This is a genomic window from Nocardia thailandica NBRC 100428, from assembly GCF_000308795.1.
GTDB classification, from domain to species: Bacteria; Actinomycetota; Actinomycetes; order Mycobacteriales; family Mycobacteriaceae; genus Nocardia; species Nocardia thailandica.
The window spans coordinates 100,667-127,527 of the sequence record NZ_BAGK01000127.1 but is presented as its reverse complement, the minus strand read 5'-3'; the positions used below and the strand labels follow the sequence as shown (position 1 = coordinate 127,527).

The 26,861-nt window shown below is 73.7% G+C and carries 27 protein-coding genes; 18 read left to right on the top strand and 9 right to left on the bottom strand.

Annotated features, from left to right (window positions below; all coding sequences use genetic code 11):
- Positions 1-133 precede the first annotated feature (133 nt).
- From ON36_RS13975 to ON36_RS13920, 12 genes are all read left to right on the top strand, one after another.
- Positions 134-1,381 carry an ATP-grasp domain-containing protein gene (locus tag ON36_RS13975; RefSeq protein ID WP_174377567.1) on the top strand — a complete coding sequence of 416 codons (1,248 nt, stop codon included), beginning with the start codon at positions 134-136 and terminating at the stop codon, positions 1,379-1,381.
- Complete coding sequence (locus ON36_RS35835) at positions 1,378-2,214, top strand: Rossmann-like domain-containing protein (RefSeq protein WP_052313965.1); 837 nt, start codon at positions 1,378-1,380, stop codon at positions 2,212-2,214. The genes ON36_RS13975 and ON36_RS35835 overlap by 4 nt, the downstream gene beginning before the upstream one ends.
- Positions 2,211-3,251 carry a PLP-dependent cysteine synthase family protein gene (locus ON36_RS13965; protein WP_043652403.1) on the top strand — a complete coding sequence of 347 codons (1,041 nt, stop codon included), beginning with the start codon at positions 2,211-2,213 and terminating at the stop codon, positions 3,249-3,251. Before ON36_RS35835 ends, ON36_RS13965 begins: the two co-directional genes overlap by 4 nt.
- The gene (locus ON36_RS13960; RefSeq protein WP_043652400.1) at positions 3,248-4,285 is read left to right on the top strand and encodes an enolase C-terminal domain-like protein; all 1,038 of its coding nucleotides are present in this window, start codon (positions 3,248-3,250) and stop codon (positions 4,283-4,285) included. Before ON36_RS13965 ends, ON36_RS13960 begins: the two co-directional genes overlap by 4 nt.
- Positions 4,282-5,577 (top strand): MFS transporter, encoded by a 1,296-nt coding sequence (locus ON36_RS13955; RefSeq protein WP_043652397.1) that lies wholly within the window; start codon positions 4,282-4,284, stop codon positions 5,575-5,577. Before ON36_RS13960 ends, ON36_RS13955 begins: the two co-directional genes overlap by 4 nt.
- The gene (locus ON36_RS13950; protein WP_043652394.1) at positions 5,574-6,395 is read left to right on the top strand and encodes a class I SAM-dependent methyltransferase; all 822 of its coding nucleotides are present in this window, start codon (positions 5,574-5,576) and stop codon (positions 6,393-6,395) included. The genes ON36_RS13955 and ON36_RS13950 overlap by 4 nt, the downstream gene beginning before the upstream one ends.
- Positions 6,392-7,375, top strand: coding sequence for a GHMP family kinase ATP-binding protein (locus tag ON36_RS13945; protein WP_083885126.1), 984 nt, complete (start codon positions 6,392-6,394; stop codon positions 7,373-7,375). Before ON36_RS13950 ends, ON36_RS13945 begins: the two co-directional genes overlap by 4 nt.
- Complete coding sequence (locus ON36_RS13940; RefSeq protein WP_043652391.1) at positions 7,372-8,160, top strand: ABC transporter ATP-binding protein; 789 nt, start codon at positions 7,372-7,374, stop codon at positions 8,158-8,160. Before ON36_RS13945 ends, ON36_RS13940 begins: the two co-directional genes overlap by 4 nt.
- Positions 8,157-9,206, top strand: a complete 1,050-nt coding sequence (locus tag ON36_RS13935) for a FecCD family ABC transporter permease (protein ID WP_043652388.1) — start codon at positions 8,157-8,159, stop codon at positions 9,204-9,206. The genes ON36_RS13940 and ON36_RS13935 overlap by 4 nt, the downstream gene beginning before the upstream one ends.
- Positions 9,207-9,233: 27 nt before the next feature.
- Positions 9,234-10,205 (top strand): ABC transporter substrate-binding protein, encoded by a 972-nt coding sequence (locus ON36_RS13930; RefSeq protein ID WP_043652386.1) that lies wholly within the window; start codon positions 9,234-9,236, stop codon positions 10,203-10,205.
- Positions 10,202-10,762 (top strand): GNAT family N-acetyltransferase, encoded by a 561-nt coding sequence (locus ON36_RS13925; RefSeq protein WP_043652384.1) that lies wholly within the window; start codon positions 10,202-10,204, stop codon positions 10,760-10,762. Before ON36_RS13930 ends, ON36_RS13925 begins: the two co-directional genes overlap by 4 nt.
- 239 nt (positions 10,763-11,001) lie before the next feature.
- The gene (locus ON36_RS13920; protein ID WP_052313964.1) at positions 11,002-12,144 is read left to right on the top strand and encodes a PucR family transcriptional regulator; all 1,143 of its coding nucleotides are present in this window, start codon (positions 11,002-11,004) and stop codon (positions 12,142-12,144) included.
- Here ON36_RS13920 and ON36_RS13915 read toward each other — a convergent pair.
- The 3 genes from ON36_RS13915 to ON36_RS13905 all read right to left on the bottom strand — a co-directional run bounded on the left by ON36_RS13915 (position 12,114) and on the right by ON36_RS13905 (position 15,624).
- The gene (locus ON36_RS13915) at positions 12,114-12,764 is read right to left on the bottom strand and encodes a TetR/AcrR family transcriptional regulator (RefSeq protein WP_043652381.1); all 651 of its coding nucleotides are present in this window, start codon (positions 12,762-12,764) and stop codon (positions 12,114-12,116) included. The genes ON36_RS13920 and ON36_RS13915 overlap by 31 nt on opposite strands.
- A 109-nt stretch (positions 12,765-12,873) precedes the next feature.
- Positions 12,874-14,262: an ABC1 kinase family protein gene (locus ON36_RS13910; protein ID WP_043652378.1), complete on the bottom strand. Its 1,389-nt coding sequence runs from the start codon at positions 14,260-14,262 to the stop codon at positions 12,874-12,876.
- Between the two features lie 51 nt (positions 14,263-14,313).
- Positions 14,314-15,624, bottom strand: coding sequence for a lipase family protein (locus ON36_RS13905; RefSeq protein WP_281004858.1), 1,311 nt, complete (start codon positions 15,622-15,624; stop codon positions 14,314-14,316).
- A gap of 372 nt (positions 15,625-15,996) precedes the next feature.
- On the opposite strand from ON36_RS13905, the gene ON36_RS13900 reads away from it, so the two are divergent.
- The gene (locus ON36_RS13900) at positions 15,997-16,407 is read left to right on the top strand and encodes a helix-turn-helix domain-containing protein (protein WP_043652609.1); all 411 of its coding nucleotides are present in this window, start codon (positions 15,997-15,999) and stop codon (positions 16,405-16,407) included.
- Here the strand turns inward: ON36_RS13900 and ON36_RS13895 are convergent, their stop codons facing one another.
- Positions 16,408-17,682, bottom strand: a complete 1,275-nt coding sequence (locus tag ON36_RS13895; RefSeq protein WP_043652376.1) for a hypothetical protein — start codon at positions 17,680-17,682, stop codon at positions 16,408-16,410.
- Positions 17,675-17,902, bottom strand: coding sequence for a hypothetical protein (locus tag ON36_RS13890; RefSeq protein WP_043652373.1), 228 nt, complete (start codon positions 17,900-17,902; stop codon positions 17,675-17,677). Before ON36_RS13890 ends, ON36_RS13895 begins: the two co-directional genes overlap by 8 nt.
- 226 nt (positions 17,903-18,128) lie before the next feature.
- Between ON36_RS13890 and ON36_RS36150 the strand changes: the two genes are divergently transcribed.
- On the top strand, positions 18,129-18,608 hold the full coding sequence (locus ON36_RS36150; RefSeq protein ID WP_043652370.1) for a hypothetical protein: 480 nt from the start codon (positions 18,129-18,131) through the stop codon (positions 18,606-18,608).
- Positions 18,609-18,615: 7 nt separating this feature from the next.
- Here ON36_RS36150 and ON36_RS13880 read toward each other — a convergent pair whose 3' ends face one another.
- Positions 18,616-19,902, bottom strand: a complete 1,287-nt coding sequence (locus ON36_RS13880; RefSeq protein ID WP_043652606.1) for a diaminopimelate decarboxylase family protein — start codon at positions 19,900-19,902, stop codon at positions 18,616-18,618.
- A 231-nt stretch (positions 19,903-20,133) separates the two neighbouring features.
- Between ON36_RS13880 and ON36_RS13875 the strand changes: the two genes are divergently transcribed.
- Complete coding sequence (locus tag ON36_RS13875) at positions 20,134-20,565, top strand: hypothetical protein (RefSeq protein WP_043652368.1); 432 nt, start codon at positions 20,134-20,136, stop codon at positions 20,563-20,565.
- Between the two features lie 98 nt (positions 20,566-20,663).
- Positions 20,664-22,865 carry a molybdopterin oxidoreductase family protein gene (locus tag ON36_RS13870; protein WP_052313962.1) on the top strand — a complete coding sequence of 734 codons (2,202 nt, stop codon included), beginning with the start codon at positions 20,664-20,666 and terminating at the stop codon, positions 22,863-22,865.
- 16 nt (positions 22,866-22,881) lie between these two features.
- Here the strand turns inward: ON36_RS13870 and ON36_RS13865 are convergent, their stop codons facing one another.
- The 3 genes from ON36_RS13865 to erm all read right to left on the bottom strand — a co-directional run bounded on the left by ON36_RS13865 (position 22,882) and on the right by erm (position 25,214).
- The gene (locus ON36_RS13865; protein WP_083885125.1) at positions 22,882-23,481 is read right to left on the bottom strand and encodes a YdcF family protein; all 600 of its coding nucleotides are present in this window, start codon (positions 23,479-23,481) and stop codon (positions 22,882-22,884) included.
- A 33-nt stretch (positions 23,482-23,514) separates the two neighbouring features.
- Positions 23,515-24,024: a pyridoxamine 5'-phosphate oxidase family protein gene (locus tag ON36_RS13860; RefSeq protein ID WP_043652365.1), complete on the bottom strand. Its 510-nt coding sequence runs from the start codon at positions 24,022-24,024 to the stop codon at positions 23,515-23,517.
- A gap of 359 nt (positions 24,025-24,383) precedes the next feature.
- Positions 24,384-25,214 (bottom strand): ErmE/ErmH/ErmO/ErmR family 23S rRNA (adenine(2058)-N(6))-methyltransferase, encoded by an 831-nt coding sequence (gene erm, locus ON36_RS13855; RefSeq protein ID WP_083885124.1) that lies wholly within the window; start codon positions 25,212-25,214, stop codon positions 24,384-24,386.
- Positions 25,215-25,483: 269 nt separating this feature from the next.
- Between erm and ON36_RS13850 the strand changes: the two genes are divergently transcribed.
- Positions 25,484-26,323 carry an alpha/beta fold hydrolase gene (locus ON36_RS13850; RefSeq protein WP_043652362.1) on the top strand — a complete coding sequence of 280 codons (840 nt, stop codon included), beginning with the start codon at positions 25,484-25,486 and terminating at the stop codon, positions 26,321-26,323.
- The gene (locus ON36_RS13845; protein ID WP_043652359.1) at positions 26,320-26,856 is read left to right on the top strand and encodes a TetR/AcrR family transcriptional regulator; all 537 of its coding nucleotides are present in this window, start codon (positions 26,320-26,322) and stop codon (positions 26,854-26,856) included. Before ON36_RS13850 ends, ON36_RS13845 begins: the two co-directional genes overlap by 4 nt.
- Positions 26,857-26,861: the final 5 nt, after the last annotated feature.

The following is a 26,861-nucleotide window of genomic DNA, read 5'->3' as shown; positions in this document are numbered from 1 at the left end:
ATTGATAATGATTATCATTAATGCAAATCGTCCGGCGAAACCCGTTGCCGCCCAAGGGGGTGGAACAGGCGGGCGCTTGCGCTGAAAACGATAATGGTTATCATTAGCGCCTGCTCGAGGTTTGGAGGATTGCGTGGGACACCTGCTGATGGTGGAGAGCTGGGTCGGATCGATGAGCACACTGCTGCCCGCCGGGATCGGCGACGCCGGGCACAGGTTCAGCTTCCTGACCCGCGATCTGGGGCACTACCTGCACGGAAGGCCCGGACCCCATCCTCTGCTCGGGGCCGCGAACGTGCTCACCGCCGAGACCAACGACGAGGCGACCCTGCTGCCCTACGTGCGCCGCCTGCACGAGGCCCTCGGCTTCGACGGCGTGCTCTCCTCGTGCGACTACTACCTGCCCACCGTCGCGGCCATCGCCGCCGACCTCGGCCTGCCCGGACCCGGCCGCGAGGCCGTGGCCGCGGCGTGCGCCAAACACCGCACCCGGCAGGTGTGTTCGGCCGCGGGCGTGCCCGGCCCTGCGTTCGCCGTGGTCACCGACGCCGCCGACGCGCTGGCCGCGGCCCGCCGCATCGGCTACCCGGTCGTGGTCAAACCCGTCGACCTGTGCGGCGGGATGCTGGTCACCCGCGTCGAGGACGACGACGCGCTGCGCGCCGCCCTGGACGGCATCGGCGCCGTCCCGGTCAACGCGCGCGGGCAGGCCCGCGCCACCGAGGTCCTCGTCGAGGAATGCGTGCGCGGACCGGAATTCAGCGTCGAGACCGTCACCGCGCGCGGCGTCACCACCGTCGTCGGCGTGACCGACAAGACCCTCACCGGCGCGCCGGCGTTCATCGAGGCGGGCCACCAGTTCCCCGCCGTGCTCGGCCCCGCCGAGCACGAGGCGCTCACCACGACCGCGCGCGCCGCGATCACCGCCCTCGGCCTCGACGACACCGTCGCCCACACCGAGATCGTGCTCACCGCAGCGGGACCGCGCCTCATCGAGGTCAACCCGCGCCCGGCGGGCAACCGCATCACCGAGCTGATCCGCCGCGTCACCGGCATCGACCTCGCCGCCGTCCACGCCGACGTCGCCGCGGGCCGGACCCCGGACCTGACGCCGCGCGACACCGGAATCGGGTCGGCCGCCATCGCTTTCGCCGTCCCCGACACCGCGGGCACCCTCGCCGCGATCGCGGGCACCGAGGGCTGGGACGAGGACCCGCGCGTCGTCGAACACCGCTTCGCCGATCCCGGCACCGGCGTCCGGCCTGCCACGAACAACAACACCTACCTCGGCCACGCCATGGTCGCCGTCGCGGCCGAGGGCGCCGCAGGCCCGATCGCCCGGTCCCTGATCGAGGGCCTCACCATCGAGGTCGCCCGATGAGCACCCCGCCCGCGGTGGGTCCCCGCACCGTCGCCGACCTGCTCGCCCACGCCCTCTCCGGCGCGCTCGGCCCGGACCCGGCGACCCTGACCGCCGACAACGCCTTCCTCACCCGCTACGACACCCGCCATCCCGGCCGCGCCCGCGGCTACCGCAACGCGGTGCTGTGCCTGCGCACCGGCGCGGCCGTCGGCTCCTGCGCGATCGAGCCCGGCACCGACGCCGACGACGTGCTGGCGGGCTGCGCGGGAGCCCGCCTCGCCGAGCTGCTGACCCACCCGCTGCTGCCGGTGCGCGTCGCGGCCCTCGACACCTATCTGCTGCACGTCCAGCCGCATCCGCGCGCCGGTGGCCGTGCGGGCGCGCCGGTCGTCCTCGGCGCGGGCGACACGCTCACCAAGTCCCGCGCGCGGGCACGCGCCGTCGCGGACCTGCTGCCGGGCACGGCGCGCCACGTCCTGGTGGTCGGGGTGGTCGGCTCGCTGCTGGCAGCCCTGCGCGAGCGCGGCATGACCTACACGCCCTGCGATTTCGCCGGTGGCACCACCGAATGGGGCGAGCCGGTCCACCGGGACCCCTCTACCGCGCCCGACGTCCACGACGCCCTGCTGGTGACCGGCATGACCCTGGGCAACGGCACCTTCGACGCGCTGGCCCGCGCGGCGCGCGCACGCGACCTGCCGCTGGTGGCCTACGCCCAGACCGGCAGCGGGATCCTGCCCTGGTTCCTCGGTGCCGGAGTCACGGCCGTCTCGGCCGAACCGTATCCGTTCTTCTCCCTCGACGGCGGCCCCTCGACCCTGCACCACTATCGCGACGAGGTGTCCGCGTGAACGCGCTGCCCGGACTGCTGGCCCTGATCGGCAACACCCCCGTGGTCCCGGTCCCCGCGGGTGCCGTCCACTACCTGGCCAAGCTCGAGGCCGCGAGCATCGCGGGGATGAAGGCCAGGGCGGCGGTGTCCATGCTGACCGCCGCCCGCGCCCGCGGCGATCTCGCCCCCGGGGCGCCGGTCGTCGAATCCACCAGCGGCACGCTGGGTCTGGGCCTGGCGCTGGCGGGCAAGGCCCTCGGCCACCCGGTGACCCTGGTCGTCGACAGCGGCCTGGAACCGGAGATGCGGGCCCTGTTCGCCGCCTTCGGCGTCGGCCTCGAGATCGTGTCCACCCCGCACCCGGTCGGCGGCTGGCAACAGGCCCGCCTCGACCGCCTCGCCGCCCTGCGCGCCGCCGACCCGCGCGCCTACTGGCCCGACCAGTACGACAACCCCGACAACGCCGCCGGGTACGCGGCGATGGGCGCGGAGATCCTCGACCAGGTGGAGCGGGCCGACATCCTCGTCGCCGCCATCGGCTCGGGCGGGCACTGCGCCGGGCTGACCCGGGTGCTGCGCGATCGGTGGCCGGGCCTGCGGGTGGTCGGCGTCGACGCGACCGGGTCGCGGATCTTCGGCCAGCCCGACCGCCCGCGGCTCATGCGCGGCCTCGGCAGCAGCATCCTGCCCCGCAATGTCGCCTACGCCGATTTCGAGGAGGTGCACTGGGTCGGGGCGACCGAGGCCGTGGCCTCCTGCCGTCGCCTGGCCGCCGCGACCGGGCTGGCCGGCGGCTGGAGCACCGGGGCGGTGGCGCTGGTCGCGGACTGGCTGGCCCGGCGCGAGCCCGCCGCGCGGGTGCTCACCGTGTTCCCCGACGGACCCCACCGCTACCTGCGCTCGATCTACGACGACGCCTGGTGCGCGCGCCACGGCCTGACCGCCGCACCCGCCACCGCGCCCGAGGACCTGCCCCGGCCCGACGCGAGCGAGGTCCACGGCTGGGCCCGCTGCACGGTGGTCCGCGCGCCGCGCCGCGAGCAGGTGGGCGCGTGAGGATCACCTGGCAGACCGCCCGGCTGGAACTCGCCCGCCCACTGCGGATCTCGCGCGCGAGCATGTCCGGCCGCGACGCGGTGTGGGTCCGGATACGCGACGGCGACGAGTCCGGGTGGGGCGAGGTCGTCACCAGCCCCCGCCTCGGCCTGGACACCCCCGCGATCCTGTCCGCCCTCGCAGGCTGGATCGCGCGTGGCCTGCCCCCGGATCCGGAGGCGCTGCGCGCGAGCCTGCCGCGAGTCCGGCAGACCCTGCCGCCGCCGGTCGCGTGCGCGGTCGACGCCGCCGTGCACGACCTGCTCGCCCGCCGCGCCGGGGTGGCGGTCGCCGCCGCGCTCGGCGTGCCGCCCCGGCACCGGATGCCCACCGCCTGCACCATCGGCCTCACCGGACCCCGCGCGGCGGCCGAACGCGCCGACGCGCTCGTCGCAGCCGGATTCTCGGTGATCAAGATCAAACTCGGCGACCCCGACCCCGCCGCCGACATCGCCGCCGTGCGCGCCGTGCGCCACGCCGCCCCCGGGGCCGCGCTGCTGCTCGACCCCAACGGCGCCTGGGACGTCGCGACCGCCGTCCACGTCCTGCGGACACTGGCCGAGCTCGACATCGCCGCCGTCGAACAGCCCGTCCCGGCGGGACGGCGGCCGTGGCTGGCGCAGGTGTGCGCCGCGGTACCCGTGCCGATCGTGGCCGACGAGGACGCCGCGACCCCCGCCGACCTCGACGAGCTGCCCGCCGGAATCGGCGGCGTCAACATCAAGCTCGCCGAATGCGGCGGCCTCGACGCGGGCCTGACGATGGCCGCGCGCGCCGCCGACCGCGGCTGGCAGGTCCTGCTCGGCTGCCAGGCGGCCAGTTCCCTGGGCATCGCCCCCGCCGCGCACCTGCTCGGCCGCGCCCGCTGGGCCGACCTCGACGGGCACCTGCTGCTGGCCGACGACCCGTGGACGGGCCTGGGCGGCGCCGACGGCCTGCTCGACACCCCCGCAGGCCCCGGCCTCGGCGTCACCCGAGCGACGGAGGCCCGGTGACCGCGTTCGCCGACCTGCGGGCCCTGCCGCGCGGGGTGCGGCTGCTGCTGGTCAACCAGTGCCTCGGCAACGTCGGCTTCTTCATGCTGGTGCCGTTCCTCGCCGACTATCTGCGCGCCGACCTGGCGCTGTCGGTGACCGTGGTCGGCGTCGTGCTCGGCGTGCGCAACCTCAGCCAGCAGGGCCTGTTCCTCGTCGGCGGCACCGCCGCCGACCGGCTCGGCGCGCGCGGGGTGATCATCGTCGGCGCCGGTATCCGCGCGGCCGGGTTCGCCCTGTTCGCCGTCGGCGGGTCGCTGCCGGTGGTACTGGCCGCCTCGGTGCTCACCGGGTTCGCCGGGGCGCTGTTCAATCCCGCCGTGCGGGCCTACATCGCCCGCGACAGCGCCGAGCGCGCCGCGCAGGCCTTCGCCTGGTTCAACGTGTTCGGCAACGCCGGGTGCGCGCTCGGACCCGTCCTCGGCACGGTCCTGGCCGGCCTGGGATTCCGGGTCACCGCGCTCGCGGCGGCGGCGGTCTTCGCCGCGCTCACCCTCGCCCAGCTCCTGCTGCTGCCCCGACGCCGCGTGCCCGCCACGGCCACCACGCTGCGCGGCGATGTCGCCACGGTCTTCGCCGACCGCCGCTTCCGGGCGTTCGCGCTGGCCATGGCGGGCCTGTTCGTGCTGCAGAGCCAGCTGTATCTGCTGTTCACCCTGCAGGCCAGGGACCTGGCCGGTCCCGAGGCAGGCCCGGCCGCGGTCGCGGCGCTGTTCGTGGTCGAGACCATCGCCGTGGTCGTGCTGCAGGTGCCGGTCACCCGCGCGCTGGGTCCGCGCGAGGAGCGCGGACCGCTCATGGCGGCGGGGATGGTCCTGATGGGCGCGGCGTTCCTGCCGGTGCCCGCCGCGGCGGCGCTGGGCCTGCCCGACGGGACCGGCGCGGGCGCGGTGACGCTGCGGCTGATCCCCGTGCTGGTCGGCGCGGTCGTGCTGGCCCTCGGGGTGAGCGTGGCCCAGCCCTTCGTCAACGAGGCCGTGCCCCGCTTCTCCGGCCCCGCCCTGACCGGAACCTATTACGGCGCTTTCTATCTCGCCTCGGGGCTGGCGACCCTGGGCGCGGGCGCGCTGGTCGGCGCGGTCGCCGACCACGGCGGCGGCGCCCTGTCCTGGCCCCCCGCGCTGCTGTGCGCCTGCCTCGGCTTCGGCTCGGCCGCCGCGGTGTTCGCCGCGCACCGCGCCCGCCTGCTGCCCGGCCCACCGGCCCCGACTCCCCCGGCGCGCGCACCGCGCCCCGCGAAAGGCATCCGATGACCCCCGCAGACCCGGTCCGCTTCAGCGAGAACCTGCTCACCGACAACCCCGCCCTCTACGAACGCGCCTTCCCCGGCACCGACAACGCCCGCTTCGTCGCCGACCTCGTCGCCCGTTTCGGCAGCGGCCCCGCCCACACCCTGCTCGACGCCGGATCGGGCACCGGCCGCGACGCCGCCCGCCTGGCCGAACTCGGCATGACGGTGCGCGGCGTCGACATCTCCGAACAGATGGTCGCCTACGCCACCACCCGGCACCCCGGGGTGCGGTTCGACGTCGGTGACCTGCGCACTCTCGACACCGCGCACCCCGTGGACGTGCTGACCTGCCTGGGCAGCACCCTGCTGCACCTGCACGACACCGCCGACATCCTCACCGCCCTGCGCCGGTTCGCGCGGTGCCTGCGCCCCGACGGGCTGCTCGTGCTCGAGATGCGCAACGGCGCCTTCCTGCTCACCGACCGCGGCCGCCGCGAACTGCTCGACCACCGGGCACTGCGCCGCGTCGACTGGGAAGGCGTCACCTACACCTCCGAGACCCGGCTCACCCTCGACGCCCCCGCCCAGCTGCTGCGCCGGGAACGACGCTGGAGCTGGCTCGGGAACACCGAACCGGTGTGCCAGCACACCGCCTGGCGGCTGCTGTTCCCCCAGGAACTGCGCTTCCTGCTGTCCTGCGCCGGATTCAGCGTCGTCGCGCTGTTCGACGAACCCGGCCCGCTGACCGAGCCGGCCTGGCCCGGCGACGGCGTGCTGGGCGAGCGGCTCACCGGCGACCGGCTGCACGTGGTCGCCCGACGCGAGCGGGACCCGCGATGAGCGCGCGCGTCGGCGTGGGCGCCGCGTTCGGCAGCTGCGGGGAACTGCTGCAAGGCGTCACCGCCGGGGCGGGCCGCCACTTCCTGGTCACCCTGCCCATCCGCCGCGGCGCGGTCGCGGTGTTCGAACCCGACCCCACCCGCGACGAGGTCACCGTCCTGCCCGCCCACAAGACCAAGTCCCGCGCGGTCGCCACCGCCGTGCTCGCCGCCACGGCACGACCGGGCGGCGGCACGCTGACCGTGCACGGCGACCTGCCCGAGGGCAAGGGCCTGGCCAGCTCGACCGCCGACCTCGTCGCGACCGCACGCGCGGTCGCCGACGCGGCGGGCACCCGCCTGAGCGCCGCCGGGATCGAAGCCGTGCTGCGCGCGGTCGAACCCTCCGACGGCGTCATGTATCCCGGCGCGGTCGCCTTCTACCACCGCGAGGTCCGGCTGCTGGCCGCACTCGGCGACCTGCCGCCGCTGACGGTGGTCACCGGCGACGAGGGCGGCAGCGTCGACACCGTCGCCTTCGACCGGCACCGCCCGCCCGTGTCCGCCGCCACCGCCGACGAATACAGCGCGCTGCTGGCCGCCCTGAGCACCGCCGTGGCCCGCCGCGACACCGCCACCATCGGCGCCGTCGCCACCCGCAGCGCCCGGCTGAGCACCCCGCTGCGCGCCCGCCCGCACCTCGAGGACACCATCGCCGCCGCCGAACGGCTCGGCGCGCTCGGGGTCGTCGTCGCCCACAGCGGTACGACCACCGGCATCCTGCTCGACGAGCGCGACCCCGACCTCGCCGCGAAAACCGCCGCCGCCCAGCGTGTCTGCGCCCGCTTCGCGGTCTCGGTCGACATCCACCGCTCCTGGCGGCCCGCGCCACCGGAGGCGGCGCGCCGTCCCGGCGCCACGACCACGCCGCGCCCGAGCGATCGAGGGCGCGGGCACCGGCACGGCGCCCGCGCCGCGCTGCCGGAGGTCGGCGTCCTGTGATCACCGTGCGCGACATCGGTTTCTCCTACGGCGGCACCGTCGTCCTCGACGGTGCCGGCCTGCTCGCCGGGCCCGGCGACACCGTCGGGCTCATCGGCCCCAACGGGTCGGGCAAGTCGACCCTGCTGCGCCTGATCTACCGGGCCCTGCGCCCCACGGGCGGCACCATCACCATCGACGACACCCCCGTGGCCGCGCTGCGCGGGCGCGCGCTGGCCGAGCGGCTGGCGGTCGTGACCCAGGAATCCCCCGCCGACTCCCCGATGACGGTCACCGAATCGGTGCTGCTCGGCCGGGCGCCGTGGGCGCACGCGCTGCACGGCATCTCCCGCGCCGACCGTGTCCTCGCCGCCGCCGCGCTCGACCGGGTCGGCGCCCGCCACCTCGCCGGGCGGGCCTTCGCCCAGCTCTCCGGCGGCGAACGCCAGCGGGTGCTCATCGCCCGCGCGCTGGCCCAGCAGGCCGATCACCTGCTGCTCGACGAACCCACCAACCACCTCGACATCGGCTACCAGCACGAACTGCTCGGCCTGGTCGCCGCGCTGCCCGCCACCACGACCGTGGTCGTGCTGCACGACCTGAACCTGGCCGCGCGCTACTGCGATCGGCTCGTGCTGCTGCGCGCGGGCCGGGTCGTGGCGGCGGGCCCGGTCGCCGACGTGCTCACCGCGCCGGTGCTCGAACCGGTCTACGGGGTGGCGGTGCGCCGCGCCGAGGCCTTCGGCGCCCCCCAGCTGCTGTTCGGGCCACGCGCCGCGGCCGCCGACGAGGTGGCGGCCCGGTGAGCGTCGACGACCTCGATCACGCCCGTCACCGCCGCCACACCCTGCTGTGGCTGAGCGGCCTGACGGTGCTGCTGACGGCGACACTGATCGTGGCCACCGGCCTCGGCCCGGTCGCGGTGCCGCCGGGCACGGTCGCGCGGATCATCGGTCACCACACGCTCGGCGTGCCCGCGAGCCCCGACTGGAGCCCGGCCCAGGACTCGATCGTGTGGCTGGTGCGCGTGCCTCGCGTGCTGCTGGGCGCCCTCGTCGGCGCGGCGCTGGCGGTCACCGGCGCGGTCCTGCAGACCCTGGTCCGCAACGTGCTGGCCGACCCGCACATCCTCGGCGTCACCTCCGGCGCCTCGACGGGCGCCGCGGTGTCGCTGCTGTTCGGGGTGTCGGTGGGCGCGCTGGCGGCCAGCGCCTTCGCCGGGGCGCTGGCCGCGACGGTGCTGCTGTTCGCCGTCGCCCGGATCAACGGGGCGATGACCTCGCTGCGGCTGCTGCTGGGCGGGGTGACCATCGGCTACCTGTTCTCCGCCGCCACCAGCTTCCTCATCTTCGCCTCCGACAACCAGGAGGGCGCCCGCACGGTCCTGTTCTGGCTGCTGGGCTCCCTCGGCTCGGCGTCCTGGCCCGGGGTGGCCACCACCGGCGCGGTCACACTCGCCGCGCTGGCGGTCCTGCTGCTGCTGGCACCCCGCCTCGACGTGCTCGCCGCGGGCGACGACACCGCCCGCGCGCTCGGCCTGTCGCCGGTCCGGTCCCGGATGGCCACGCTGAGCGTGGTCGCCCTCGCGGTGGGCGCGGTGGTGGCCGTGGCCGGGGCGATCGGCTTCGTCGGCCTGATCGTGCCCCACGTCGCCCGCCTGTGCGTCGGCGCCGCGCACCGGCGGCTGCTGCCGGTCTCCGCGCTGCTCGGCGCGCTGTTCCTGGTGCTGGCCGACGTGGTGGCGCGCACCGCGTTCGCGCCCCGCGAACTGCCCCTCGGCATCGTCACCGCCGTCGTCGGCGCCCCGCTGCTGCTGATCCTCATCCGGCGATTCCGCCAGTCCTCCACCTGAATCCCCCTGCCCGAAAGGAACCCCGCTGTGTTCACCCTCCCGCCGCGCCGCCGCGCCGCCCTGCCCGCGGCCGCGCTCGCGCTCGCCGTCCTCACCGGGTGCGGCGGCCCCGCCCCCGCCGCGTCCGGCCCGGCGGCCGGATTCCCGCTGACCGTGTCCAGCTGCGGCCGCGAGGTCACCTTCCCCGCCCCGCCGCGGCGGGTGGTGACGGTCGGTTCGATCGCGGCCCCCATGCTCGCCGCCGCCGGCGCCGCCGACAGGGTCGTCACCCGCACCTTCGAGACCGCGCCCTTCCCCGGCCAGTACGGCCCCGCGCTCCAGCACGCCGAGGTCGTCGCGTCCACCGGCGAACTGGCCCGCGAGGAGATCATCAACCGCAACCCGGACCTGGTGGTCAGCTTCGAAGGAGCCGCGGTCACCCCCGACGACCTCGCCGCGGTGCGCATCCCGCTGCTGGTCACCCGCGGCTACTGCAAGGACGCCGCGGGCAGCTTCGACGACGTGTTCGCCGACATCGAGCTCTACGGCCGCCTCTTCGGCACCGAAGCCGCCGCCACGGCGTCGGTGCACGAACTGCGCGCCCGGGTCGACGCGGTGGCGCGCCGCCACCCCGCAGGCGCCGCGACCACGCCCGCCGCGGCCCTGATCATCTCCCGCGACGGCGCCAAGATCAGCGCCTACGGCTCGACCTCGACCGTGGCGACCCAGATGCGGATCCTGGGGCTGGACAACATCTTCGGCGACGTCGCCAAACGCAACTTCGACGCCGCCACCGAGACCCTCGTCCAGCGCGATCCCGCCGTCATCGTCCTGCTGACCCAGGGCTCCCAGACCCCCGAATCGGCGACCGCGGCGCTGCGCGCCCGACCCGAACTGGCGAGCCTGCGCGCCATCCGCGACAACCGGATCGTGGCCGTGCCCTTCGGCTACACCGGACCCGGCCCGGTCGCCGTCGAGGGTCTCGAGGTGCTCGACCGCGCCCTGGGAACCGGACGATGAGCGATCACTACACCCTGCGCGTGGCCGGGCCCGCCGACCTCGCCGGGGCGCGCAGCGTCATGCTCGACACCTTCTACCACGTGTTCGGCATCGGCTACCTGCCCGAACACCACCAGGACGTGATCGACCCGGAAACGGCGTACCTGCGTCACCCGCGCAACCGGCTGTGGGTGGCCGAACACGAGGGCGCCGTCGTGGCCACCACCGCGATCCGCGCCCAGGGCCCGCGCCACCCCCCGCACCCGGCGTGGCTGTGCGAACGCTATCCCGATCCGCGCACCGCCCAGCTGTTCCGCGTCTACGTGCGCCCCGAACACCGGCGCCGGGGCCTGGCCCGCCGCCTGGTCGCGCTGGCCGTCGACTACGTCGACACCACACCCGACTTCGACGCGCTGTACCTGCACACCGACGCCCGCACCCCCGGCGCGGTGGAATTCTGGCGCAGCTGCGCGCGGCTGGTGCACGACGCCGGAACCACCGACGCCGGCTTCCGCACCGTCCACTTCGACATCCCCCTGCCCCGCCACGCCGCCGCACCGGCGACGACCCGGCCGTGAGGACGGCGACCCACCGGCAACCACCGCGGTGGGTCGCCACCGAAAGTGAGCACTCGCACCGGAACTCACCGCATTCCCGCGCGCCCGCCCCGCACCTTCCGGCATCAGCGCAGGTCAGCATGGGTGAGCATCGAAAAACGACGCTGGTCGAAACAAAGTAGAAGGTGAGCGATCACTCCGATTAGCCTTCAGCGCAATCGAACTCGCCGTGCACCGGCCAGGGGTCAAGGAGGACCGTCATGACAACGCCGTTCGCGCCGACACCGCTCACCGACCCGGCCCCTCGCCGCGCCCGCCCCGACACCGGCGCGGTCGACGCCGTCACCGCGCTGACGCGCATCTGCACCGAACTCGCCCGCCGCACCCTCGACGGGGACACCGTCGCCCCCACCATGGCCCGCCTCGAACACACCACCGGCGCCTGCGCCCGCGACGGCATCCCCATCGACACCGTCCTGCACGCGGTGCACCAGGGCTGTCGCAGCGGCATGAGCACCACCCGCACCAGCTCGCTCTCGGCACACCACGACCCGGTCCGCACCGGCGAACGGCTCATCCAGCTGCTCGACCTGATGACCACTACCGTCGGCACGACCTACGTCCGCGAACGCACCCTCGGCACGGCAGGCGACACCGCCGCGCCCGCCCTCGCCGCCGCCCTGCTCGCCGGCCACGCCGGCTCCCCCACCGCCCGCGAACACGGGCACACCTTCGCCGACGCCTACCACGTGCTGGCCGTCACCTTCCCGCCGCACCGCGACGAAACCGCCCCCGGCATCGAGGGAATCAAGGCCGCCCGCGCCAAACTCGGCCGCATCCAGGCCGTGCTCTCCGTCCACGACGAACCGGTACCCGCCCAGCTCTCGGTCACCGGCGGCACCGTGCTCGTGCCCGGCACCGCCCGCGACACCGACGTCGACATCCTCGTCTCCCGCATGAGCGAACGCTCCGGCGTCGCGGTCACCGCCGCCGTCGTCTCCGCCGAACTCGACCGCGTCCCCGACGCCGCCCGCCGCGCCCACGACCTGCTCGACATCGTCGACCGCCTCGACGGCCCCGCCCGGGTCTACCGCTTCGACGAACTCGCCCTCGAATACCAGCTCACCCGGCCCGGCACCGCCCGCGACCAGCTCGGCGCCCTGCTCACCCCGCTCGACGAACACCCCGAACTGCTGCACACCCTGCGCGTGCACATCGGCACCGACCTCAACCGCCAGCAGACCGCGCGCCTGCTACACATCCACACCAACACCGTCGACTACCGGCTGCGCCGCATCGGCCGCCTCACACGCCTCGACCCCTCCCACGCCGCGGGCCTGTGGCAACTGCGCTCGGCCCTGATCGCCTACAGCTACCGCTCGGCGGCGACCGCCTCGGTGTAGAGCCAGCTGCCCATCATCCGCGCCGTCATCGCCAGCGCCGAATCCCGCATCTGCGGCGACACCCCCACCGCGGTCGCCCGCAGCACCGCGGCGAACCCGGTGTTGATGAGCACGAACGCCATCTCGTCGTAGCGGCCGTCGTCACCGGGACCGAGCCCCTGGATCAGGATGACCTTCACGATCAGCCGCAACCGCGGCTCCAGCTCGGGCAGCCCGCTGCTGTAGAACTGCACACCGCCGACCAGCGCCTTGATCAGGGCCGCGTTGGCCACCAGCACCTCGGTGAACACGCTCAGGATCTCCGAGACCAGGTCGATATAGCCCTCCATCGAGCCCGCGGCACCCACACCGGGGATGTCGAAGGCGCGCTCGGTGAAACTGCGCTCCACCTCGGTGATCACCTGATCGAGCAGCTCGTCCACGATCTCGGAGCGGTCGCTGAAATACCGGTACAACGTGCCGATGCTGACCCCCGACGCCGCCGCGATCCGGTTGGTGGAGGTATCGGCGATACCCCGCTCGCCGAACAGCTTGCCCGCGGTCGCCAGGATGTGCTCGCGGGTGGCCCTCGCCCGGTCCTGGGTCGGACGTTTCCGCCGGTCCACGGACTTCTGCGCCACGCACGACTCCTCGTCTCGCACCCCTGGGTGAGCGATCGCTCACCGACGCCCCGAGGCTACCGCGACGACCCCGCCCCGCCCGACGGTTCATCCACCGGGACTGGACAAGTCACAACCCGGCCCGCGCCGGGTGCGCGGCGCGCCACGCCGCGATCCCCCGCGCGATCTCGGTGGTCGGCGGCTCGTCGTAGAGCCATTCCCGCGCCAGCCGATGCCAATTCGCGGTCGCCCCGAGCTGCCCGAGCGCGGTGAAGGTGAACAGGTCCGCCCGCCGGGAGAACACGTGCTCGGCGGGCAACAACTGTCTGCGCGCACCCCGATGATCGGCCGAGCGCGGATCCACCGCCAGCACCACCGCGCTGGTGGCCAGCTCCGGGGTGATCGTGATCGCCTCGTCGACCAGATGCCAGCCCGCCGCCGACCACACATACCCCAGGCAGTCCTCCGGCGTCACCCCCGTCGCCGCGTCGATGATCCCGCGCTCCTCCCACATCCGGAACAGATCCTCGGCCCGGTCGTCGGCCGCCGCCAACAGCACCTGCCGCTCGAGCTCGAGATGCTCGGGCGCGATCCGGTTGTAGAGCCCGAAATCGACGAACGCCACCCGCCCGTCCGCCGCCAGCAGGATATTGCCCGGATGCGGATCGGCGCAGAACTCCTGATCCAGGAACAACGCGCTGATGTAGAAGTGATAGACCAGCTCACCGATCCGGTCCCGCTCGGCCGCGGGCAGCTGCCGGATCCGCCCGAAATCCAGGCCGTCGACGAACTCGGTCACCAGCACGTGATCACCGCAGAACTCGCCCACGCTGTCGGGCACGAAGATGTAGGGATGGTCGCGATAGCGGGTCGCCACCCGGTGCTGGGTCCGCGCCTCGCGCCGATAGTCCAGCTCGGCGTGCATGTTGCGCTCGATCTCGCCGAGCACATCGGTGTCGGCGGCGCTGGGCAGGAACGACTTGAGCAGCTTGGCGAAGAACTGCAGATTGCGCATGTCGGCCAGCACGGCCTTGTCCACGCCCGGATACTTCACCTTCACCGCCACCGCACGCCCGTCGTGCAGCCGCGCCCGGTACACCTGCCCGATCGAGGCCGCCGCCACCGGCTGCTCGTCGAACTCGGCGAACACCCGCGCCAACGGCCCCAGATCGTTCTCGATCACCGCGCGCATGTCCGCGAAGTCCAGCACCGGCGCACTGTCGCGCAACTCGGCCAGCTTCTGCCGGAACATCTCCCGATGCGACTCGGGCACCAGATCCACATCCAGCACCGACAGCATCTGGCCCAGCTTCATCGCCGCGCCCTTCATGCTGCCCAGCACCGTCGCGATCTGCTGGGCCGCCTGCAACGAGGACCGCTCGGCCAGCGCCCGCCGCGCCGCCTCCGGCTGCCCGATCATCGCCAGCCGGGTCCCCACGCCGCGCGCGGCCTGCCCCGCCGCCAGCCTGCCCAGCCTGCTGCCGCGCGCGACACGGCCCTGCGGCACCCGAGGAGTCATGGTCGATACGCACCTTCCCGGTGGGGGTGAGACATGGGCACGCGGCGACGATCAGGCCGCGCGATCGGCCGGCGACGGCGGCACCGGATCCGGCCGCGAACGCCCACCCAGCGGGCGGCCCGCCGCCGCGGCCAGCGCCGAACCCGCCACACCGAACAGGCCACGCCAATTGGCATCCACCGTACCGATCGAGAGCACCGTGCGCGTCGACGGCGCGGGCAGCGGCGCCCCCGCCAGCCGGTCGGCCAGCCAGTTCAGGCTCGGCGCCGTCGCCAGCGGCAACATCGTGAAATGGTCGCTGAGCCGATCCCGCAGATAGGTGACGTGCGCCCCCGCCGCGCGATACCGCGCCACCTGCGCGTCGACACTCTCGACATGGATGACCTGATCGTTGACCGGCTGCACCACCAGCAACGGACACGCCGGCGCGCTACCGCCCAGACGCAGATCCGCCAGCACCGTCCGCAACCCCGGATCGGTCAGCAACTCCGCCAGCGGGCGGCGCAGGAAGTCGTCCAGGCGCATCCCCGACATCCGCAGCAGGGCGATCAGCGGCGGCGACTGCTCGGCCAGCGCCAGCATCGCCAGCCCCTCCGGCGTCGCGTTGGCCGCGATCAGCTCCTCCACCGCCGGATACAGCCGCCGCAACGCCGCGATCACCATCGCCGGAAACCCCGCGTACCTGCTGCCGTCCAACCGCACCAGCACCGAACCCGGATCACCCACGGGCGCGCCGAGCACCGCCCCGGTGATCCGCAACTCCGGCGCGTACACCGGCGCGGTCTCCACCAGCCACGACCCCGCCATCCCGCCACCGGAATAGCCCCACACCCCGATCGGGGTGTCCGCGCGCAGACCGAGCGGCTCGAACGCCAGCGCCGCCCGCGCACCGTCGAGGCCCCGATACCCCGGCTCGCGCGGCGCCCCGAAATTGCCGTTCCTGCCGCCGTGATCGGCGATCCCCACCGCCCACCCGCGCTGCAACGCGCGCGCGATCAGCAACCACTCGAACCGGGTGATCGAACCGAACGCCTTCGTGTCGCGGCGCAACGCGTACGAGGGCGCGCACCGCTCGGTCACCGCGTCGATCGCCGACTGGAACAGCAGCAGCGGACGATCCGGCTCCGGCGCGCCCGCGGGCAGCACCACCGTCGTCACCGCCACCTCCGGCCGCCCGTGCAGATCGCTGCTGCGACAGGCCAGCTGCCAGGCCCGCACCCGCTGCCGCACCATCCCGAACAACGCCAGCTCCACCGGCCTGCTGCGGATCAGCGCCCCCGGCGCCAGCGCCTCCAGCTCCGCGGGCGCCGCCCAGAACGGATCCGCCGAGGGCAGCAGCGGACGCTGCCTGCCCCGCACCATCGTTCGCGATAGTCGCCCCGCATCGGCTCCGCGCATCGTCTCTCGGCGACCTTCCCGGGATCCCCTCGACCGTGTACGCACCACGGGGTCCCAGCCGCGTCGCGCCGCGAGCTGGACGCCCACAAACTTCTGCCGTGGCAGATCGTAGGCCGCCCCGCGCCCCGCCGCCGAGACCCCCGACGCGGGATTGTGGTACTTCACAGCGGGTTTCACCTTCCACCACCGATTTTGTCAAGCCCCGTCACGGGCCGCGATACAACCCACCTGCGCAGAGTTGGTGAGCGAAACCAGAAGTTAGCCGCCGTCGTTGCGCCATGCCGCGCCGCTATCACACTCTGGTGGTAAGCCCCACCAGCAACACGAGGAGCCGTGGTGACCGAATTCGCCCCCCGCCTGAACAAACTCTTCGAGTCCACCCCCGGCATCCGGCCGCACACCAACCGCCACGTCGCCCGCGCACTGCGCGAAGCAGGCCACTCCATCTCCGCGCCCTACCTCTCGCAGCTGCGAACCGGGCTGCGCACCAACCCATCCCGCCAGACCGTGGCCGCACTCGCGCACTACTTCCAGGTCGAACCCGAGTACTTCTTCGGCGACATCGTCAACGACCCGGTCCCCGACGACCACACCATCCTGACCCGCCTGCACCTGCCCCACCCGCGCAGGCTGCTGCTCACCGTCTACGGCCTCTCCGCCGACTCCCAGGAACTGCTCATCAAGATCTCCGAACGCCTACGCGCCTCCGAGGGCCTGCCCGCCCTGCCCTGCGACACCCTGGTCTGATCACTCGCCACGATGCCGGATCCGGCGGCGCCGATGGAAATACACCTCCTCGAGCGACACCGGAACCAGCGCCTCGGTGATCCGCGCCAGCCGCGCGTCGTAGCCGTGCCGGTGGATGTGCTCGTGCAGCCCGCCGCGCCGCTCCGGCGGCAACTGCGACCACACCCGCGCCAGCCGGTCCTGCAACTGCGGATCCGACTCGGTCAGCAGCTCGAGCAACACCGGCCAGCACTGCGCGTCGGTCGCGTGCGCGGGTAATGCCGCCACGGCCTGCTCGGGCAGCTCCATCAGCAACAGCGCCACCTCCCGGCGCACCGGCTTGCTCAGCCGCGCCGCCAGCGTGAACAACCCACGCCACATCACCGCGTCCGCCTCGCCGTGCAGCGCCGCCACCATCGCCGCCAGCACCCGCCGATCGGCGAAGACCGGATTGCTCGCCAGCGACCAGTGCGCGAACGGCGACAGCATCCCCAGCACCGTCAACAGCTCCGGCACCGCCCGGCCCGCCACCGCCGTGAACACGAACCGGCCGACCGCGGGCGCCGGACCGTGCCCGAACAGGATGTCGCCCACCGCCACCGCCACGTCCGCCTCGAACCGGCAGAACACCGCCAGCATCGCGTGCTGCAACGCCGGCGGGCCCGCCAGCACCGTCTGCATCATCCCGGTCACCCGCGGACCCGCCAGCAGCCGACGCACCACCGCGCTGATCGTCTCGGTCGAATACGCGTAGGCCGCAGTGAAGATCAGGCCCGCGTCATCGGGCACCAACCGCTCCATCGCCTCGATCATCGGCGGCGTCGCCGCGGCCAGGAAGCCCGCCGCCGTCACGTAGTCGCCCCGGCGCAGGATCTCGTTCAGGATCGGCATCAACGGCTCCGGCGGCGCCTCCGAGGCCAGCTGACCGATCACCCGCGGATCCAGATACGGCGCGCAATCGGCCGCGTACACCGGGTCGAGCAGGCTCAGCGCCGCCGCGGCCTTGCGCGGATGATCCACCCCCAGCGCACCCGCCAACCTGCCCGCGATCATCGCCGGCATCCGCCGCTGCATCACCGGGATGCCGATGCCCAACGGCACCAGCGGCACCAGCGAACTCGCCCGCCGGAACGTCGCCAGATGCTGATCGAACAGCGCGCCGACCATCCGGCCCTGCAACTCGTGCAGACCCGCCGCCCCCAGCCGCGCCAACGGCTCCAGATGCCGGGGCGGCACCTGCAGCACCCGCGCCAGCACCGCCAGCTGCGTCCCGGTGACCAGATCCGCCTCAGGCATCGGCGGCCAGGTCACCGAACATGACCCGGCGCGTCAGCGCCCGCAACGGCCGCGGCAACCCGTCCAGGGTCACCTCGATCGAACGCAGCAACGCCGCGGTCTCCCGTTCGCGCGCCGCCCGGAACAGGGCGAGCAGCTCCGTGGCCTCGGCATCGGTGAGCAGTTCCAGCGCGGGCAGCGGACCGCCCAGTTCGCGGGCAAGGTCGGGTCGGGACATCATGTACAGCTCCTCGCGGCATACAACTGCGCCGCACACGACCCTGCCCGCTGTTCGCACGCCCGTCCCGGAAATCGCCGGGTTCTGTGCCCACCTACGATTCCGCCGCCGAAATGTTGTTGCCGCGCAGGAGTCCCTTCCCCCGCTCCCGGCGCGTCCTGCTGCGTCAACACGGCGACGCGGGGTAGACGGAGCCTGGGTCGGTACACAACTACAAGGAGGTAGCACCATGACCGGACGATCCATCCGTCTCGCCGCGGCAACCGCCGCCGCGGCCGCCGCCACGCTCGCCGGCGCCGGCCTGGCCGCCGCCGAGCCCGCCTCGGTCACCATCGACGGCCACCTGCAGGTACTCGGCATGAACATGCTCCACGTCCAGGCCGAAGGCACCGGCGACGGACCCGCCACCGGCACCTACGTCGCCACCGGCGAACTCGCGGGCATGCCGCTGCCGGTCCGCGTCACCGGACCCGTCACCTGCCTGACCGTACGCGGCGACACCGTCTCGCTGGTCTACCCGATCACCACCGCCGAACCGGTCATGGTCTTCGCCCCCGACAGCATGGCCATCCAGATCACCGTCACCCGCGGCACCGACGGCCAGCCCAACCGCATCGGCTACGGCACCCCCATGCCCACCGCCTCCTTCCAGGGCTGCGAACCGGGCGCCACACCGCTGATCTTCGACGGCACCATCGACATCCGCTGAGCCACGCTCAGCGATCACACACCTGGCGGGCCAGCAGATCCGCGGCCACCTCACGGCGGAGCAACACCCGGCTCCGCCCGCGCTCCACCGCGACAAGCGGCGCAGCACCGACCCCGGCGGACACCACCCCAGTCCCCGGCACCGCCAACACCTCACCCACCGCCAGATCCGCGGGCAACCGCACCGCCGCGGCCAGCGTCTGCCCGGCGCCGCGCCGCCCGCCGAGCACCGCCGCCGTCATCCGCGCACCCACCGCATGACGGCCCGCCGCCACCACCTCGTGCGGCCCGAGGCCCGCCACGTCACCGTCGACGGTCACCACCGCGGGCCCGTCCCCGTCGCGCTCCACACCCAGCACCCGATACACCGTCACCCCCGCCCGCTGCACGAGCAACCGGCCCGGCGCCAGCGTCAGCACCGGCCGTGGGAAACGATGCCGCGCGCACCCCGCGTCCAGCGCGTCCTCGAGGATCTCGGCCAGCTCCCGCAGATTCATCTCCGCGTCCCCGGATTGCGCCGCCGCCGCGAACCCCCCACCCAGATCGAGGTGCGTCATCACCACCCCGAACTCCGCGCGCATCCAAGCCATTTCGCCGATCAACCGGCGCACCGCCTCGCCGTAGTGATCCGGATCGCTGACCCCGTGCCCCAGCCGGCAGTGCAGCCCGACCGGCCACAACCGCGGATGCGCCACCAGCCGGGCCATCGCCTCCCGCGCCGCCGAGCCGCCGGGCCCGAAACCGGGCTCCCGCTCCACCGCGTGCCCGCCTACGTCGATGCCCGCGCGCATCCGCACGAGCACCGGCCGCCGATCCGTCGCCGACGCGCCGAGCCGGGTGACATCCGACAGGCAATCCAGCACGATCCGGCCCACCCCCGCCGACACCGCCGCCGCCAGATCGTCGCCGGTCTTGCCCGCCCCGTACCAGACGATGCGCGCCGGATCGGTGCCCGCCGCCCGCGCCACCGCGAGCTCCCCGGCCGAACACACCCCCACACCGAGACCCTCCTCCCCCGCCCAGCGCGCCACCGCCCCGCTCGGCAGCACCGACCCGCCGTAGACGATCTCCGCCGACGGCAGCGCACGCCGCAGCGCCCGGCACTGCCTGCGCACCTCCGCCTCGGCGAGCACCCGCACCGGCGTCCCGTACTCGTCGGCCACCTCGGCCAGCGCGAGCCCGCCCACACAGATCCGGCCCTCGCCGTCGTAGTGGGTCTCGGCCGGCCACACCGCCGGGTCGAGCCGGGGCGTGGTGGTCGAGCGCAGCGACGGAAGAATCTCCAGCAACGTCACGATGGTCTCCTGGCTACCCCCGCTTGTCCTGATCGGCGGGGCCGACTCCACACCTACGCCGTCCCCGCCCGGTTCGACCCGCCCTTGACGCCACCTTGACCACCCCGCCCCGATTCCTGACGCGGCACTGACACCGCGCGATCGAGGACCGAAGACCCCACCGCGCGCGGCGCCGATGCGACATGCTGGCAGGCACCGGCGGCCACCGTCGCCGGTGGAGAGGACCCACCCGTGAGCACCGCCGCCGCCGTCATCGCCGCCACCACCTTCTGCTGGCTCGGCATGGTCCTGGCCATCTCGTTCCTCGAAGCACCCCTGAAGTTCCGGGCACCCGAGGTCACCCTCCGCATCGGCCTCGGCATCGGGCGGCTGGTCTTCCGCGCCCTCAACATCGCCGAGGTGATCCTCGCGCTCACCGTCCTCGCCGCCCTGGTCGCGGGCGAACCGTCCACCGCGCTGACCGTCACCGCCGCGCTCACCCTGGCCGTGCTCGCCGCCCAGCTCGGTGCCGTCCGCCCCGCGCTGACCCGCCGCAGCGACGCCGTCCTCGCCGGTCTGGACGTGCCCCGCTCCCACGCCCATCACGTCTACATCGCCCTCGAGCTCGCCAAGGTGATCCTGCTGCTCGCCACCGGCATCCTCGCCCTGTCCTCGGGCGCCTGACCCCGCTGATAGATTCGAACGAATTTCCTACCAGAGACGGATCCGCCGACACCGCACCCGCGCTAGCGTTGACCCATCGCCGAACCGAAGGTGGGGACATGACCGGCAGAACCGTCGCGCGACAGTGCACCCTGTGCGAAGCACACTGCGGAATCCTCGTGACCGTCGACCACGACCGCGTCACCCGCATCGAGGGCAATCCCGACGACGTCCTGTCCAAGGGCTACATCTGCCCCAAGGCCACCGCCATGGGCGGCCTGCACCACGACCCCGACCGGCTGCGCACCCCCGTGCGCCGCGTCGGCGACACCTTCGAACCCGTCGGCTGGGACGAGGCGTTCGCCGAGATCGGCCGCCGCCTGCGCGCCCTCCGCGCCGAACACGGACCCCACGCCGTCGGCATGTACATGGGCAACCCCGCCGCGCACAGCTCCTCGGTCCTCTACGGCATCCTGCTGCGCACGGCGCTGCGCACCCGCAACTTCTTCACCGCCTCCTCGATCGACCAGATGCCCCAGGAATTCGCCGCCTGGCGCATGTTCGGGTCCAACGTGCTCATGCCCGTCGCCGACATCGACCGCACCCACCGCCTCGTCGTCCTCGGCGCCAACCCCGCCGTGTCCAACGGCTCGATCACCACCATGCCCGGCGCCAAACAACGCATCCGCGACGTCCGCGCCCGCGGCGGACGGGTCGTCGTCATCGACCCCCGCCGCACCGAAACCGCCCGCCTCGCCGACGAACACATCGCCGTGCGCCCCGGCGGCGACGTCTTCCTGCTGCTGGCCGTGCTCCACGTCCTCCTCACCGAGAACCTGTGCGACACCACCGCCGTCCGCGCCCAGAGCGCGGGCTTCGACGACCTCGCCGCCCTCGTCGCCGACACCACCCCCGAAGCCATGGCCCCGCACGCCGGCGTCGACGCCGACACCCTGCGCCGCCTCGCCCGCGACCACGCCGCCGCGCCCTCGGCCGTTGTCTACGCCCGCATCGGCGTCTGCCAGCAGACCACCGGCACCCTCACCCACTGGCTGGTCAACACCGTCAACGCCGTCACCGGCAACCTCGACCGCCCCGGCGGCCAGATGTTCACCACCCCGCCCGTGGACGCCGCCCGCTTCGGCAAGTACCTGCCCGTCGGCCACGGCTCCTGGACCGACCGCTCCGGCACCCACAAGTCCTTCCGCGGCGAACTGCCCGTCGCCGCGCTCACCGACGAGATCACCACCGAGGGCCCCGGCCGCATCCGCGCCATGATCACCTACGCGGGCAACCCCGTGCTGTCCACCCCGCAACGCGGCCGCCTCGCCGACGCCCTGCGCGGCCTGGAACTCTTTGTCGCCGTGGACATGTACGTCACCGAGACCACCCGCCACGCCGACTTCATCCTGCCGCCGGTCTCGGCCCTGGAACGCGAAGAACTCAACCTGCTCTTCCCGATCTTCAGCGTCCGCAACAACGCCCGCTTCGATGCCCGCGTCTTCGAGCCGCCCGCGGGCGCCCTCGAGGACTGGCAGATCCTGGCCCGCCTCGTCACCGAGATCACCCGTCTCCCGGCCCGCCGGCTCACCGGCCGCGTCCTCGACGCGCTGTTCGCCCAGCTCACCCCCTTGCGCCTCACCGCGGCCGCCGTCGCCACCGGACCCTACGGCCTGCTCCGGCGCGGCCGGCACGCCGTCACCATCCGCCGCCTGCGCGCCACACCCGGCGGCATCGACCTCGGACCCCTGCGCCCCCGCCTGCCCCGACTCATCGGCACCCGCGACCGCCGGGTCCACCTCGTGCCGGACGACTTCCGCGCCGCCCTCGCCAGGGTCCTCGCCGAGGCCGACCAGCCCGGCACCGAGGGCTACGACCTACAGCTCATCGGCAGGCGGCACCTGCGCAGCAACAACTCCTGGCTGCACAACATCCCCTCGATGGTCAAGGGCCGCGACCGCTGCACCGTGCTCGTCCACCCCGACGACGCCGCCCGGCGCGGCCTCACCGAGGGCGCCCGCGCCACCGTCACCTCCGCCGTCGGCACCGTCACCGTGCCGGTCGAGATCAGCACCGACATCCGGCCCGGCGTCGTCGCCATCCCGCACGGCTGGGGCCACGACGACCCCGGCGTCGGCTGGACGGTCGCCGCGGGCCATCCCGGCGTCAACGTCAACCTCCTGCACGACCCCGCCCGCACCGACTACCTCTCCGGCGCGTCCGCGGTCAACAACACCTGGGTCCGCCTGGCCCTGGCGCCCACCGATCCCGGCCCCGCCCCCGTCCCGGCCGACGAGCCCGCGGGACAACCGGTGTCGTGACCGAGCCCGCCGCCGCTCAGGATTCCCGCCGGTGCTTCCAGGCGTCGAGCAGGGCGACCACCGGCTTCAGGGGCATGGACTCGCCGAAACGGTAGTCCTCGCCACGGACCAGCCGGGCGGCCAGATCGGGACGCCGCCGCAGCAGATAGCGGCGGGCACGCGCCGCGTGCGGCGCGTCCGAGACGATCTTGATGCGGTCGGCGGACTCGAGCAGGGGCTCGACGTTGGCGATGTTCTCCCACGTCGACCGCGACTCCGTCTCCGTCTCGACCGGGCCCGTGTAACCGAGCCTGCGCGCGTAGCCCGCCATCAGCTCGGCCTCGCTGACCTCGCCCGCGACCGCGCCGCCGGTGAAGATCAGCCGGCTCGTCCGCGCGCCCGGGTCCCGCGACCGGAGTCCCGCGCGGACCCGCCCGCGGTTCACCAGGTTCGCGCGGGGCGCCTGGTTGCGGAACCCGAGGACCACGACCACCTCGTCCGGCCCCTCGGCCGCGCCCGTCAGCCTGCGCGAGGCCCGCCAGCTGGCGTACTCGCCCCACAGCAGAAGCGCCGTCACCCCCGCGACGACGGCGGTGACGGCGACGCGGGACGGCGAGCTCGGCGATGACCAGGCCATGTCGCCATCATGCCTGTTCCAGGACGTGCGCGCTCAGCGCAACGTCCACCGGGTGGCGCCGTAGGGCTCGGCCGTCGCGACACCGACGACCGATTCCGGGGTGATGAAATACAGGTGCCAGGGCGCGGGTCCGGCGCTCGGCGCGCTGTAGGGCGCGGTGAAGGCGCCGTCGCGCGCCTCCACGGGCCAGCCGTTGTCCCGGTAGTAGCGCGCGACCCGTTCCAGGGTCTCGCCGTCACGGACGACGGCGGCCGTGCCGTCGACCACCACGTCCAGATCCGCGAGCGCGAACGCGACCGTGCAGGCCGGGTTCGCCGCCAGGTTCCGGGACTTGCGGGTCTTCAGCCCGCTCACCACGTACACACCGTCGTCCAGCCACACCGCGCCGACGCCGGTGGTGTGCGGCCGCCCGTCCGGCCCCACGGTGCCGAGGAACACCGATTGCTGCGGCTGCGCGACGAAGCCGTGCAACGCCGCCCGCGCCCGCGACCACTCCAGCGGCGCGTTCCCGTAGATGTCCAGGTTCGTGGTCTCGACAGCCATGATCGTCCTTCCGTTCGCTCCGATATCAGTTCCGACGACCTCCCGCGGCGAAACTCATCGCAGGCCCGGGCTCCCCTGTCCTGAGCCGTTTTTGGGCAGGGGTGTGTTTGTGGCGGCGGCAGGTTGGTGAGAGAACTATATAGTTAGATGCGCATATCTGAGTATCAACATGGAATTTACCGAAGCGTCTTCGGTGGAGCTTTGCCGATCGCGGTACGGGCTGCGGGACGCGGGTCCGGGGTGCGCGATCCCCCTGCCCGGCATCCCGATCGCGAGCCGGCGCCCCACTCCCCCGGTTCGGCGAGGGTCGCCCCGGTGGCGCTCCTCCCCTGCCGGGAAGGAGCGCCACTTCGGTGGAATCACACCGTCAAGACCTCGGCGAGGCGAACCCACTGCTCGGGGTGTACGTGGCCGACGACCGCGTGCGGGGCGATGCCGGCGTGGGCGAGCGCCGCGTCGACGCCGCGACAGCGGGTCCGCAGGGAGGCCCGCACCGATCCCCCGATTCCGGTGAATCCGAGCCGGACCAGGCCGGTGTAGGCACGCCGGTCGGCCACCAGCGGTCGCGGCCGCCTGGTCAGGCGCAGGACGCCGGAGTCGACCGACGGCACCGGCCGGAAGCAGTCCCGGCCGACGCGGCCCGCCAGTTCCCAGTCGAACCACGGCCAGGTCGCGACCGTGCGCAGGCTCCAGCGGCCGTAGTCGCCGGTGCGCTTGCGCGCGTACTCGAGCTGGGTGACCAAGGTCGCCGAGGTGAGTCCCGGTGCGGCCAGGCACCAGTCGACGATCCCGGCCGTCGCCGAGAACGGGATGTTGCCCACCACCGCGAACGGCTCGCGCGGGGGTCGCGCCCGCAGGAAGTCGCCGCGGATCACCCGGATCCGCTCGTCCCCGCGACACCGTGCGGCCAGCGTCGCCGCCAGCCGGTGGTCGATCTCGTAGGCGGTGACCGCCGCACCGCGCCCGGCGAGCGCGCGGGTGAGGATGCCCGCCCCCGCGCCCGGCTCGAGCACGCGGCCGCGCGGATCGGCGGCCCGCACGATCAGGTCCACGGCACGGCGGTCGACGAGGAAGTTCTGGGACAGTTCGCGGCGGCGGTCGCGCGGTGCGTGACGGCCCCCGGCGGCCCCGGCCCGGGTGTGAGCGTGATGTCCGTACCCGGACCTGCGGGAGGAATGGTTGTGCGCCATGGCGGCAGCCCTTTCGGGTCTTCGAGAGGAAACAGGTCTCGAAGGGCCCTGGGCGCGCCCGCGAACGCGGGGAGAGGTGGAGTCGCCTGCGTCCGCTAGCGGGCCAGAGCCCGGCGGGTCCGCAAACGCTGGAAGCAGCTACACGACGACATGCGGACACCGTAGAGCCCGCTCCCCCGGCGCCGCCATCGATTTATCGGCGATCGCTTGACCGACCGGTCGGTCATCCGTACCCTCGGAGTGGGGACCGCACTTCTCGGGAGGCACGAATGCGGATAGTGGTGGAGACCGAACTGGGCTCGGTCGCGGTACACCTGAGCGGTCGCACGCCGGGCACCGCGCCCGGAGTGTTGCTGCTGCACGCGAATCCGGGCGACCACCGCGACTTCGCGCCGATCCTGCCCGCGCTCGGCGCGGAGTGGTCGGTCGCGGCGCTCGACTGGCCGGGCTTCGGCGACTCGCGCGTCCCCGATCCCGAGGCCGTGACCTCGCCGGCCCTGCCGGGCGTCGCGGCGCTCGTCCTGGCGGCGCTCCAGGACGAGCACGGATTCGGGCCGGTGACGGTCGTCGGCAACAGTGTCGGCGGCTACGCGGCCATCCGGCTCGCCGAGCGGGAACCACATCGGCTGCTCGGCGCGATCCTGGTGCAACCGGCCGGGTTCGTGCCGCACGGGCCGCTGGTCCGGGCGATGTCGCGGTTCATGTCCGCGGAGGCGGTGGCGAAGCGGGCCGTGGTACCGGCCGCCCGGCTGTATCTGGGCCCACCCGACCGCGGCGGGGTGCGCGACGCGCTGGCACGGGCCGGGCGGACCGCGGCCGACCCGGTGCGGCTGGCGGTGTATCGCGCGCTGTGGCGCACGATCGCCGATCCCGACCTCGATCTCGCCGCGCGGGCACCGCTGCCGGTCACGGTGCCGGTGCAGGTGGTGTGGGGCCGCCGGGATCCGATCAACCCGTGGCCGCTCAACCGCCGGGGCGTCGCGCGGGCGCTCCCCCGCGCCGAGGTCGCCGTGCTGGCGACGCGCCACGAACCCTTCTGCGAGGCACCGGATCTGTTCCTGGATACGGTGGTGCCGTTCCTGCGCGCTCGTGGAGAGGTACGTCGATGAGATCCCCCGAACCCGGCAGGCGGGCCCTGCTCGACGCGGGCCGCGCCCTGCTCGGCACGGAGAACCTCGGCAAGGTCTCCGTCAACGCCATCACCGCGGGCGCGGGCATGGCCAAGGGCAGCTTCTACCAGCACTGGCCCAGCCGCGAGGACTATCTCCTCGCCCTGCACCGGGAGTTCCACGACACGCTGTTCGCGCGGGTCCGCGATGCGATCGACGGGCTCCCGCCGGGCGCGGGGCGCCTGCGCGCGGGCATCGAGGTCTATCTCGACGGGTGCCTGGGCGACCCGGCCACCAAGGGTCTGCTGGTGCAGGCGCGCACCGACGCCGGACTGGGCGCCGAGGTGGCCTCGCGCAACGCCGCGGCCGCCGAGCTGGCCGCCGCGGACCTGGCGGCCATCGGCTGGTCCGACCCGGCGCCGGTGGCCGTGCTGCTCGTCGCCGCCGTCGCCGAGACCGCGCTGCTCGAACTCGACGCGGGCGGCGTCCGCCCGGACCTGCGCGCCGCGCTGCTGCGCCTGGCCGAGCGGTGACGAGA